This is a genomic window from Beggiatoa leptomitoformis (assembly GCF_001305575.3).
GTDB lineage: Bacteria > Pseudomonadota > Gammaproteobacteria > Beggiatoales > Beggiatoaceae > Beggiatoa > Beggiatoa leptomitoformis.
This window is the reverse complement of record NZ_CP012373.2, coordinates 2,055,005-2,067,927: the sequence shown is the minus strand read 5'-3', so window position 1 is coordinate 2,067,927 and position 12,923 is coordinate 2,055,005. Positions and strand designations below refer to the sequence as shown.

Genomic DNA, 12,923 nt, shown 5'->3' with positions numbered 1-12,923 from the left:
GCTATAAACCACTGATAAAATCGGCACGGACAACATCGTTTAACGCGGTGGTGTCCGTGCCGTCTGCATTAGAACTGGTTGAATATTCACTTGTAGTGGGTGGAAGGTTTAAAGAAAGCAGAGGATGGTTTGGTACAGTGTCGGGCAAATCCTGAGCATTGGTATTATCAGCAGAAATCTGTTTGTACGTGGTGCGAAAGAGTAAAAGCATTACAAGGGAAAGACCCTTTTCCACGTGTGGCTGATTCAGTTTTTATACAAGAGCTATTGCCACCTGTTACGTTACCGCCTGTTGCGTTAGACGGGAGGGCAAAGACTTTTTCACTTCGGGTTTCTTGGTCTGTCAGTATTGAAATGGTTTTAATACCAGCGGGTGAGTTTATGATGGGTTCGAATAATGGGTCTAGTGATGAAAAGCCTGTAAAGACTTTTTCACTTCGGGTTTCTCCGTCTGTCAATATTAAAATGGTTTTAATACCAGCAGGCGAGTTTATGATGGGGTCTGAAAAGGGTGAAGACAATGAAAAGCCTGTGCATAACGTTAAGATAAAACAGCCGTTTTATATGGGGAAATATCCAGTGACGCAAGCGCAATGGAAGGCAGTGATGGGGGATAATCCATCGTATTGGAAAGCAGTGATGGGGAATAATCCATCGCATTGGAAAGGAAACAATTTGCCAGTTGAGAATGTGAATTGGGCAGATTGTGTAGCGTTCTGCGAAAAGCTCTCAAAATTATCAGGGAAAACGATACGTTTACCTAGCGAAGCGGAATGGGAATATGCGTGTCGAGCGGGGACAACAACGAATTACTGGTGGGGCGACAGTATAGATAATAACCGTTGTTGGTATAATGATAATTCAGGGGGAAAAACACACCCACACCCTGTGGGTAAAAAAGTGAACGCGCATACGAACCCATTTGGGTTATGTGATATGTTGGGAAATGTATGGGAATGGTGTGAGGATAAATGGGAAGGGAACTATAATACGCTAAGAAGTCAGCAAGCACATAAAAGTAATAGTGAATATTGGGTTTTGCGCGGCGGCTCTTGGGGCAGCTTTGCAAATGGCGTGCGTTCTGCTTACCGCTACGGCAATTCTACTTACCGTGATGGTATCGAAGGCTTTCGTATTGTTTTCTTCCCCTAGGATTTACCCTTTAATTGTCTGAACCGCAATTCACTCAATTTCCACAATTAACACAATTTAAAGATAATTATTTTTATCTTTTTGTATTAATTGGGGTAATTGTGTTAATTATAGCAACAGTACTATAAAAAGATTAAATAGAATATCAGTAAAAAGAACTCATCATAGAACAATTTGCTTGTTACCAAGCTCTGCTTGGTAATGCCTGCTTTGCAAGCTCCGCTTGCCGAGTACAAGTGGACTTAAGCGTGGGGCGTTCAAGTACCAGCTTGGCGAATAGGCATTACCAAGTGAAACTAATACTTTTACGGAAATCTGTTGAATAGGTCATTTCTTATCCTCTTTTTAAAATACGGTTACTATATGCGAATTGTGGTTCAGACAGTCTGAACCGCAATTCACTCAATTTCCATAATTAACACAATTTAAAGGCAATTATTTTTATCTTTTTGTATTAATTGGGGTAATTGCGTTAATTATGCGAATTGTGGTTCAGACAGTCTGAACCGCAATTCACACAATTTCCATAATTAACACAATTTAAAGACAATTATTTTTATCTTCTTGTATTAATTAAGGTAATTGTGTTAATTACGTAAATTGTGGTTCAGACAATTAAAGCCGTACATTTTCTTAACTTGTCAATATTACCCTCACTACGCTACTATGGTGCATTGCACAATCAATTAGATTCAACTCACTAATCCCTAAAATTGATGTGCCATAACAAACTGGTATGTAACCTTTACGTCAACTGATGTGAACGTTGCAATAAATGTTTGTTATAAAGACCTGTTGGCACTTACAACAATCACCGTATAGGAGTCTTTAATGCTTCCCAAATCACTCAGTGAATTGCCTATTTTTGAAGGGTATAACCCTGAAGCATTGCTAAAAACAATGCAGGGTATTTTGGATAAAAGCCAGAAAATTATGACGCATTTAATGGCTCAACAAGCAGAAAAAGTGGAGCAAGGTACAATCCCTAATATTGACCATGACCCGCTCAATATCGGTCGTGCCTCACAAGAACTTGTAACGCACTTTATGATGAATCCTGTGAGCTTGATGGAAGCAAATTTGTCCTTTTGGCAAGAACAGATTAAAGTGGCTGATAATGTTTTTAAACGTACACTTGGTTTAGAAACAGAACCTTATATTGATGCGGCTAAAGGTGACCGTCGGTTTAAACATGAAGCATGGAATACCGTCCCTGCCTTTGATTTAATTAAGCAAAGCTATTTACTTTCAGCAACATGGCTACACAATACCATTAAAGAAATCGGTATTAAAGAAGCCGAACACGCCAACGCCAAAAAGATTGATTTTTACACCCGCCAACTGATTGATGCACTTGCACCCACTAATTTTGTTGCAACCAATCCTGAAGTTTTATTTCTCACGTTACAAACGGGGGGACAAAACTTGTTAAATGGGTTAAATAATTTCCTTGAAGATTTAGAGCGCGGTAAGGGAAATTTAAGCATTAAAATGACTGATTTGGAAGCGTTTGAACCGGGTAAAAATATCGCCGTCACACCGGGTAAAGTCGTTTTTCAAAACGATTTAATGCAGCTTATCCAATACACACCCAGCACGGAAAAAGTTTACAAACGGCCTTTGTTGATTGTTCCGCCATGGATTAATAAGTTTTATATCCTTGATTTGCGTGAAAATAACTCATTTGTAAAATGGGCTGTTGACCAAGGACATTCCGTTTTTGTTATTTCTTGGGTCAATCCTGACGCACGTTTAGCGGATAAAAACTTTGAAGATTATATGCTTGAAGGTCCATTAGCCGCATTGGGTGCTATCGAGCAAGCAACTGGGGAAAAAGAAGTTAATGCCGTTGGCTATTGTTTAGGCGGTACGCTTTTAACCAGTACCTTAGCTTATATGGCAAGCAAGAATGACACACGCATTGTTAGTGCGACGCTTTTCACTACTTTGTTAGATTTTAAAGACCCCGGTGAGCTGAGTATTTTTATTGATGAAGAGCAAATCGAAGCCTTAGAAGAAAAGATGGATGAAAAAGGCTATTTAGAAGGAAGTCACATGGCAACCACGTTTACCATGTTACGTGCTAACGATTTGATTTGGTCATTCCACATTAATAATTATTTGCTGGGCAAAGAAGCCAGTGCATTTGATTTGTTATATTGGAATTCTGATTCCACCCGTATGCCAGCGAAAATGCACAGTTTTTATTTGCGCCGCATGTATTTAAATAACGCATTAAAAACGCCTAATAACGTTGTTTTAGCAGGACAACCGATTGATTTAGGAAACGTTAAAATTCCAGTTTGTTTTGTATCCGCACAAGAAGACCATATAGCCCCTTGGGAATCTACTTATGCAGGCACGCAATTAGTTTCTGGTGAGGTTAAATTTATTCTGGGTGGTTCTGGGCATATTGCAGGGATTATTAACCCGCCCTATAAACCTAAATATTTTTACTACACGAATGACAAAACCAAGACCATTGATGACCCCAAAACATGGTTAAAAGGTGCAAGCAAGCATGAAGGTTCTTGGTGGCCACATTGGGAATTATGGGTTGACCAATATGGTGGTGAGAAAGTAGATGCGCGCACCCCTGGAACAGGGCAGTTACCTGTTGTTGAAAATGCCCCCGGTAGTTATGTTAAAGTACGTGCATTAGCAGGTTAATTCCTTGTTTGTGTGGTGAATAAAAGGGATGTTGATTGAAAAATCAACATCCCTTTATTTATTGGCATGGATGCCATAGATTCTTGAGAAAGTCACCTTTATAAAACAGACCGTTTAGAGAAATAACACAGACACCACGACTTTAAACGGTGTTATTCGGTCTTAAACATGTTGCTGCTATTTTTCTTAAAAAACTTTAATAAATATTAATTGGTTATATGCTAGATTATTCAGCAATTGATAGTTGTAGGTAAATAAATTTGTACTTATACTTGATATAATTATATTATAGACTATTTTTCTTCATTTTATCCTGTTTGTTTTCTTCATGGAATACCGTTATGCGTATTGTTCAAGAAGCTCTTACCTTTGATGATGTCTTGTTGTTACCCGCCCACTCTGTTGTGTTGCCCAAGCAAGTTGCGCTACGCACGCCACTCACGCGTAAAATTGTTCTCAATATCCCCATTTTATCCGCCGCAATGGATACCGTCACTGAATCCCGTATGGCAATTTCTATTGCACAAGAAGGTGGCATGGGAATTATTCATAAAAATATGACGATAGAAGAACAAGCACGACAAGTAAGACGTGTGAAGAAATTTGAAAGTGGTGTAATCAGTGACCCCATTACAGTGACTCCTAAAACGAGTATTCGTGAAGTTCTCTCGCTAACCCGTGCAAACCAGATTTCGGGTGTTCCTGTTGTGGATGGTGGCATCTTAGTCGGTATTGTTACCAGTCGCGATTTACGTTTTGAAACGCATTATGATAGCCCTGTTTCTAGCATCATGACTCCTAAAAATCGTCTGATTACTGTTCGTGAGGGGGCAAGCCGTGAAGAGGTGCAGGACTTATTACACGAGCATCGTATTGAAAAAGTCTTAGTCGTTAATGACCATTTTCAACTCTGCGGTATGATTACGGTTAAAGATATTCAAAAAGCCACAGAAAAACCCTTTGCTTGTAAAGATGAACAGCAACGTTTGCGGGTTGGTGCGGCTGTTGGAACAGGCGATGATACTGATGCACGAGTTGCTGCGTTGGTAGAGGCTGAAGTTGATGTTATTGTTGTAGATACAGCACATGGACATTCACAAGGTGTATTAGACCGTGTTCGTTATGTAAAACAACGTTATCCGCAAGTTCAAGTGATTGGTGGCAATATTGCGACAGGCGCGGCAGCACTTGCTTTAGCCGACGCGGGTGCAGATGCGGTTAAAGTGGGTATTGGCCCTGGGTCTATTTGTACAACCCGAATTGTTGCAGGTGTTGGCGTGCCGCAAATTACTGCTATTGATAATGTTGCGACCGCCTTACAAAATTTAGACATTCCCCTTATTGCTGATGGGGGCGTGCGTTATTCTGGTGATATAGCTAAAGCACTTGCAGCGGGCGCGCATTGCGTCATGATCGGGGGTTTATTGGCAGGCACAGAAGAAGCACCCGGTGAGGTAGAGTTGTATCAAGGACGTTCTTATAAATCCTATCGGGGTATGGGTTCATTAGGCGCAATGGCACAAACGCAAGGCTCGAAAGACCGCTATTTTCAAGATGATACTGATGTTGAAAAACTTGTTCCTGAAGGTATTGAAGGGCGTGTTCCTTACAAGGGGAGTATGTTAGGTGTTATTCATCAGTTATTAGGTGGATTGCGTTCTAGCATGGGTTATACAGGTTGTCGCGATTTAGATGAAATGCGAACAAAAACCGAATTTGTTAAAGTTTCTTTTGCAGGTATGCGTGAAAGTCATGTTCATGATGTAACGATTACCAAAGAAGCCCCTAATTATCGCGTTGATAATTAAAAAATACCGCAACCAAGAGCAGGCACAAATTTATTTGTGCTTGCTTTGTCTCATCATTAGTGCGTTTTACAAATCCATTCCTCTGCCTTTAGCGCATTTCTTTACATAAAAAAATTTCCCTAATCGTCTTACTTGTGGGGGGAAATTTGCTTTATCCTCACTTGTGTATCACTGTCAACATTAGATTTACACGACCATGTGTTTTTTTGCGAAAGAAAGCATTTGTGTATGCTATTGCTGCAAGCAGTGTTATCTGTCTATCTCGCTTCATCCTTTTGATGAATATAGTGAAATTGCTCGTTATTGCTCGTTACCAAGCTCTGCTTGGTAATGCCTGCCTTGCAAGCTCCGCTTGCCGAGTACAAGCGGACTTAAGCGTGAGGCGTTCAAGTACCCGCCAAGCAGAGCTTGGTAACGAGCAATACTTTTTTACGGAAATCTGTTGAATAGGTCATTTCTTATTCTCTTTTTAAAATACGGTTACTATATCTGTCTATCTCGCTTCATCCTTTTGATGAATATAGTGAAATAATAAAATTCTATTTCTAAAGGGGGTTTTATGAATCATAAAATGCACGCGGTTATTATTCAAAATTTTGGGGGACGTGAACAACTTAAGTATGTTGAATTACCTAAACCCGCTATTAATGAAGGTGAGGTTTTAATTCAGATTAAAGCGGCAGGTGTCAATCCTGTTGATTGGAAAATCCGCGAGGGCTGGTTAAGAGAATTTATTCCCCATCATTTTCCGCTTATTTTAGGCTGGGAAATGGCGGGCGTAGTGGCAGAGTTGGGTTATAGTGCGCGACGTTTTAAAGTGGGGGATGAGGTATATGCTTATTGCCGTCGCCCTTGTGTTAAACAGGGAACATACGCTGAATATATCAGCCTGCCTGAAAGCTATTTGAGCTATCGTCCGAAAAATTTAACATTTGAAGAATCCGCAGGTGTGCCACTGGCAGCATTAACGGCTTATCAGGCGATTTATAGCACCGCCCATTTACAAGAAGGACAGCGTTTATTAGTCATTGGGGCATCAGGTGGTGTGGGGTCATTTGCCGTGCAATATGGCAAGCTGATAGGTGCGCAGGTCATTGGGGTAGCGAGTGGTCGGCATCGCCATTATTTAAAGCAATTAGGGATTGAGCAAGTGTTGGATTATACTGAAACACCCAATTTCGCAACAAGATTGCATGAATGCCTACCAGATGGTGTGGATGTTGTGTTTGATTGTGTTGGTGGTGGGGCATTATATGCAGGACAAACGTGTGTCAAAAAAGGTGGTGTGCTTGTCTCTATTGTTGAACAACTTCCTGAAGAACAAAAATATCCTTTTGACTTTCACTATGTTTTTGTTGAACCCAATGTGATGCAATTAGAGCATATTTGCCAACTATTTGAACAAGAACAACTACAAATTCATATTGATGCAGTGTATCCCTTAGCCGATGTTGCCAAAGCGCATGAAGTATCTGAATTGTTACACACGCGCGGTAAAATTGTATTAAGGGTATAACTTTTGCGGGCTATTTTAGAATCGGCAAAAATACGCAAAAACTGACCCATTTTGTCGTTTTTTAGCCATGTATGACACTTAATTGCCATATATGAAAGCTACGCTTTACAAAAGGTTATTATTACTATTTAATCTCTTTTGTAAAGAAGACAAGAAAGCAGAAAAACTAGGTACTTTGCTATGAAAAAACGACAACACTTATTTTATACTTGCTGTTTGCCTAGCGTATTGTTACTTTTTAACGTAACGCTAGCATCCGACTGTATTGCAAAAGAAATTTATCGTTATACGGATTCTAAAGGGTTGATACATTTTACTGATGTTCCCCCTAAACGTAATGCCGCACAAACTGCAAAAGTAAAAGCAAGCACCAAAACAACGGGCAAAGCCTTTCGTATTTACAAATTTGTTGACTCATTAGGCATTGTCCATCTGACGGATACACCAAAAGACAATCGTTACGAGCTGATTTATGAAGGCCCTAGCAATATTCAAAATCTGTATTATAACCAGCTAGGGGTGACTTACGCGCCAAAAACTATCATCAGTAAATATCAAGATTATAAAGATTTAGTGAATCAAATTGCTGCCCAAACACAGCTAGAACCAGAATTACTTCATGCGGTTATTCATGCAGAATCTGCTTATAACCCTAATGCGGTTTCACCAAAAGGAGCGGTAGGACTTATGCAACTCATGCCTGCAACCGCTGCACGTTATGGTGTATCTGACCGCACCGATCCAGCGGATAATATGGCGGGTGGGGCGCGCTATTTAAAAGATTTATTAGAAATGTTTCAATATAATAAGCAATTAGCAATTGCCGCCTATAACGCGGGTGAAAACGCGGTGATTAAATACGGCAACCAAATTCCGCCTTATAAAGAAACCCGTGGTTATGTCACGCGCGTATTAGGGTTGTATGATGCTTATCGCAATATGTAGGTGCATTATATTTCTATTGGATATCACTGTGTTAAGCGGTGGTATCCATCTGTGGTCAATCCCTTATAAAAACGGCTAAATAACCCGCCTAAACATACCCGCAAACGCTCGTAAACTAAAAACTATTCACATCATGATAATAATAAGCGCGATGTGGCTATATAAATATTAAAAAACGACGGTGTCGTAGTTCAAATTCCTCAATCATTGTCTATCAATGACATTATCTGATGATGTGCCACAAACCCTTAACTTGTTTAGCACTACTTAAAATTTAAGCAAGTAGGTACACATTGCATTATAAACTCTCAATAAGTTGTGCTTTAATAACAGCAATTACTTTTGTATTTGTGCGGGTGACGAAAAATGGCAAAGCAAGTTGGTATTGTTACAACGGTTGTGGACACGGCTATTAAAGCAGTTGGAGCGGATGGCAGTGGTCGAATACTGGTTCAAGGTGACCCTATTTATGAGGGTGATACTATTGAAACAGGTAAGCGGGCATACATTAAAATCACGCTGACTGATGGTACATTATTTCAATTAGGCCCTTTGTCTAAAGCCAGTCTTGATAAGTTTAATTATCAACCAGAAGCACATCATGGTGAATTAGAGACGAATGTTTTTATAGGATTTTTTCGGTTTATTAGCGGAAAAATTGGCGGTGATGAACGCGGGCAACATACAACGATTAAAACCCCTTCGGCCACAATTGGTATTCGTGGTAGCGAACTGGATATGGCAGTTAATGAACACGGTGATACAACCGTTTTACATATTTCAGGGTTGATTGATATTAGTCCGCTTACTGGTGATCCATTCACCGTCTATGTAACAGGTACACGGATTGAAATTCCTCTAACGGGTGTTCCATTTATGGAGTTGGCTTCTCCCGAGTTTATTAATGGATTTCGGGCATTTTTACTGCCACTCAATCCTGCAAATACTGAAAAAGAGGAGTTGCTTCGCACCACTCATGCAGAGAATAAAGAGCAAACGGTAGATGATAAAAATACAGATAACGCAAACCCCAATAATGCCACGGAAAGTTTAGGACGTAATGCGTTTACTATATTTTCGCCTGATGCACAGATACCGTTGACAGGTGCGTTACATTCTTCATCACCAACAGAAACACGGCTAAATCATGCTATTCACACCGCATTTAATCTCAATGATGAGGCTTTAAATAATGAGGGTGTAAGCAACAATAATACAAACATAACCAGTAATGATGCGTTATTAGTCACCGTGCTTGAACCATTGCCTCCAACACCACCGACTGTCGACGACGATGCTAATCAATTGACAGAAGATTACGCGCTGATTACCCCTGTTTTATTTTCTGAACCCGAGTTAATCCGTGCTGATACAGAATTATTGCAAGGTAGCAATGGCTTTGTATTTAATAATCAAGATGGTTCATTTACCTATCAACCCAATGCAGGATTTTCGGGAACAGATACCTTTGCCTATCGATTTACCAGCACAGAACCCTTTATTTTTGTGGAAGTGAACGTGTCGCGTCCACAAGTGATAATGCCGAACATCAAAACAGGTGACGAATTACCCATTAAAACCAATGCGGGGGGCGATTTATTATTACAGCCTGATGGAACAGTGGATTATATTCCCCCTGCTGATTTTCATGGCACGGATAGTTTTAGTTATTTACCCGCAGGACAGACAGAACCCGTTACCATCGTACTAACGGTTGCCGCAATGAACGACGCACCACAAGCCGTGCGTGACCACTATAATGAATTGTCTGACCCTAGCGTTTTAAGCGTTGCAGAAGATTCTAGTTTAACTATTCCCGCCAGCGTTTTATTAGCAAATGATATTGATGTAGATAGCGTAGATGGCGACAGCCTGTCTATTTATCAGGTGAACACCATCCCCAATACACTAGGGTCTTTAGGGACACAAGGGGCTGTGGTACTCAACGCGGATAACAGCATTAGCTTTCAACCAACACCTAATTTTAATGGTGAAACAGAATTTACCTATGTAGTACAAGATAATGCAGGGGTACGCAGCAGTACAACTGTTCGCGTTAATGTAACCGCTGTTAATGATGCCCCCTTAGTGGTAGCGGACACAGTAGAAGGAGCTGGACAAGCCAGCATTACGATTCCTGTTACCCAATTATTAAGTAATGATAGTGACATAGAGGCGCAACCGCTTGTAATCATCGGCGTTGATAATGCAGAAAATGGCGTTGTTACTTTGCTTCCAAATGGCATGATTACGTTTACACCCGCGTTTAACTTTAGCGGTGGACGTTTTGAATATATCGTGAGTGATGGGCAGGCAGAAAATAGCACCAGTCGGGGAGTTGTCACCATCACGGCAGGAAATACGCCAGATACCCCCGACCCAACAATTCCCGACCCTGATATACCCGTTGATAATAATATCAGTCCGATAGCGACTAATGATGGCGTGTTACAAATAGGCTCAGCCGATAGCGTTCTGATTTTAGGAGCGCGCTTGTTAGCCAATGATAGTGACCCAAACGGCGATGTTTTAACCATTACCTCCGTTAATTCATTAACAGGGGGAACGGCTACACTAGACAATGCAGGCAATATTCTGTTTAGCCGTAGCGCGGATTTTACAGGTAACGCCAGTTTTACTTATACAATAAGCGACGGACGCGGTGGCAATGCGAGTGCCATTGTGAGCTTGCAGGGTGACACGCTTCCCGTCAACCTGCCCCCTGTCGCGGTGACTGATAATTTTAGCGTCGCAGAAAATAGTTTTTTAGTCATTGCCCCCTCAGCATTATTAAGTAACGACACAGACCCTGAAGGTCAGCCATTAAATATCGCTTCGTTTGGCGGGGCGAGTAATGGCACGCTAACACAAGATGCAATAGGGAATCTCATTTTTACGCCTACCGCTAATTTTGTAGGCAATGCCCAATTTACCTATAACGTCTCGGACGGGGTAAAAAACAGCACGGCAACGGTACAAATTCAAGTGCTTCCACTGCCTGACGAGCAACCACAAGCTCTTAATGATACTTTTAGCACCCCACACAATACCCCGTTAGAAATTGCCAGCAATTTATTGTTAAATAATGATATTCCTGCGCAATCAGGCGATATTTTACAAGTCACAACAGTGAGTAATGCCAGCAACGGCACCGTGCAACTCACCAGTACTGGCACAGTCCTTTTTACACCAACGGCAGATTTTTCAGGGCTTGCAACCTTTAACTACACAATCAGCGATACGCAAGGTAAAACCAGTAGTGCGAGTGTAACGGTTGACGTGATGGCAAACCAAATGCCTATTGCAGTGGATGATGCCGACTCAAACACCAATACGTATATCACTAACCAATCCTTAACCTTGAATGCGGCATTATTATTAGCCAATGATAGCGACCCTGATGGTGATACCTTACAAATCGTAAGCGTTGGCACAGCAACCCATGGAACAGTTGCACTTGATGCCGATGGAAATGTCATCTACACCCCTGAGACGGACTACAACGGTACAGACCAATTTACTTATACAATTGACGATGGACAAGGTGCGACAGCTAGCGCGACTGTGAGCGTTTTTGCGGAAAACGCGCCGCCTGTCGCCGTAGATGATTTAGACCCAACACAACTAACGACGGCCAAAAATCAAGCTATCATTATTCCCGTTACGACATTATTAGCGAATGATAGCGACCCAGATAATGACCCATTAACCGTTATTGCGTTGGGTAATGCGGTAAATGGTCAAGTATTGTTTGCATTAGATGGCTCTGTTTCCTTCACTCCTGATGTCAACTTTGTTGGTACGGCTGGTTTTCAATACAGTATTGGCGATGGAAAAGGAAAATTTGACAGTGCAACGGTTGCCGTCACGGTGGTCGATGCAAACAGTCCACCCGTTGCCACGCCAGACACCATTGATGCGCCATTTAATCAAACGGTTTTTATCGCCAGTGCAGACCTCCTTAGCAATGACAACGACCCTGATTCCACCGATGTGCTACAAATCACTCAAGTAATTGATAATCCAGATGATGGTGTGACGGTTAAATTACTGAATAATAATGAAATTCAACTATTTGTTGATGCACTTGCTAGCAATCAATTTGAGAGTGTGCGTTTTAACTATATTCTCAGTGATGGACAAGGTCATAACAGTGAAACAACGGTAACGGTGGAAAGTAACAATGTTACTCATGGAACGGCAGTAGCCGATAATCTACGCGGTACTGGTGGAGACGATATTATTTTAGGACTGGGCGGGAATGATACTTTTCAAGCACCGACAGGTAATGATATTTTTCTGGGCGGCACAGGTGACGATTTATTTCTTTTTGACCCCAGCACCGTTAAAAATGCAGTGTTACGCGGTGAAGAAGGTCAAGACACCCTAAAATTAGTGGGGTCACAAAGTTTAGATTTATTACAAAATAGCAGCTTACCTGCGGGAGAAGGATTTGCGCTTACAGGCATTGATGTTATTGATTTACGAAGCACCAGTACCAGCAACAGCCAACTGCGCCTAAGTGTTCAAGATGTGTTAAACATTTCGGATAACAATCGATTGATGATAGAAGGCAACGCGCAAAGTTTTGTGGTTTCTAACGACGGCTGGACAAATTCAGGTGTAGAAACCATAGGAACCGCTTCATATAACCGCTATACCGCAGGCGGGGCTGAACTACTGGTTAATACTGATATTGGGGGACAATTTATATTTTAGATAAATGAATAAATTAAATACCTAGGATGGATATTATTCCATTCTGCTCCCACCGACTGCTATTTATTGCCCTGCGATAAATAGCCGTTTCTTTCCATCTCAACCGCTAAACA

8 protein-coding genes are annotated in these 12,923 nt (G+C 41.2%); 7 read left to right on the top strand and 1 reads right to left on the bottom strand.

The features are described from left to right. Window position 1: 1 nt before the first annotated feature. Entirely contained in the window at window positions 2-211 is a 210-nt protein-coding gene (locus tag AL038_RS08690; RefSeq protein ID WP_145917080.1) for a hypothetical protein, read from the bottom strand. A 26-nt stretch (window positions 212-237) separates the two neighbouring features. Between AL038_RS08690 and AL038_RS08685 the strand changes: the two genes are divergently transcribed. The 7 genes from AL038_RS08685 to AL038_RS08655 all read left to right on the top strand — a co-directional run bounded on the left by AL038_RS08685 (window position 238) and on the right by AL038_RS08655 (window position 12,810). Next, a complete protein-coding gene (locus AL038_RS08685) occupies window positions 238-1,152 on the top strand; it encodes a formylglycine-generating enzyme family protein (RefSeq protein WP_201800147.1) in 915 nt (304 codons plus the stop codon). A gap of 831 nt (window positions 1,153-1,983) precedes the next feature. Beyond that, complete coding sequence (locus tag AL038_RS08680) at window positions 1,984-3,822, top strand: PHA/PHB synthase family protein (RefSeq protein ID WP_062151828.1); 1,839 nt, start codon at window positions 1,984-1,986, stop codon at window positions 3,820-3,822. A 341-nt stretch (window positions 3,823-4,163) separates the two neighbouring features. Then, the gene (gene guaB, locus AL038_RS08675; RefSeq protein WP_062151826.1) at window positions 4,164-5,630 is read left to right on the top strand and encodes an IMP dehydrogenase; all 1,467 of its coding nucleotides are present in this window, start codon (window positions 4,164-4,166) and stop codon (window positions 5,628-5,630) included. Between the two features lie 224 nt (window positions 5,631-5,854). Continuing rightward, window positions 5,855-6,076: a hypothetical protein gene (locus AL038_RS08670; RefSeq protein WP_145917079.1), complete on the top strand. Its 222-nt coding sequence runs from the start codon at window positions 5,855-5,857 to the stop codon at window positions 6,074-6,076. 113 nt (window positions 6,077-6,189) lie between these two features. Next, window positions 6,190-7,146 (top strand): NADP-dependent oxidoreductase, encoded by a 957-nt coding sequence (locus AL038_RS08665; RefSeq protein ID WP_062151823.1) that lies wholly within the window; start codon window positions 6,190-6,192, stop codon window positions 7,144-7,146. Window positions 7,147-7,326: 180 nt separating this feature from the next. Beyond that, window positions 7,327-8,091, top strand: a complete 765-nt coding sequence (locus tag AL038_RS08660; RefSeq protein WP_083991475.1) for a lytic transglycosylase domain-containing protein — start codon at window positions 7,327-7,329, stop codon at window positions 8,089-8,091. A 366-nt stretch (window positions 8,092-8,457) separates the two neighbouring features. Beyond that, window positions 8,458-12,810: an Ig-like domain-containing protein gene (locus tag AL038_RS08655; protein ID WP_062151820.1), complete on the top strand. Its 4,353-nt coding sequence runs from the start codon at window positions 8,458-8,460 to the stop codon at window positions 12,808-12,810. Window positions 12,811-12,923: the final 113 nt, after the last annotated feature.

Coding starts and splice junctions, on each gene's coding strand:
- AL038_RS08690 (WP_145917080.1), bottom strand. CDS start 211: ATGCTTTTACTCTTTCGCACCACGTACAAACAGATTTCTGCTGATAAT.
- AL038_RS08680 (WP_062151828.1), top strand. CDS start 1,984: ATGCTTCCCAAATCACTCAGTGAATTGCCTATTTTTGAAGGGTATAAC.
- guaB (WP_062151826.1), top strand. CDS start 4,164: ATGCGTATTGTTCAAGAAGCTCTTACCTTTGATGATGTCTTGTTGTTA.
- AL038_RS08665 (WP_062151823.1), top strand. CDS start 6,190: ATGAATCATAAAATGCACGCGGTTATTATTCAAAATTTTGGGGGACGT.
- AL038_RS08660 (WP_083991475.1), top strand. CDS start 7,327: ATGAAAAAACGACAACACTTATTTTATACTTGCTGTTTGCCTAGCGTA.
- AL038_RS08655 (WP_062151820.1), top strand. CDS start 8,458: ATGGCAAAGCAAGTTGGTATTGTTACAACGGTTGTGGACACGGCTATT.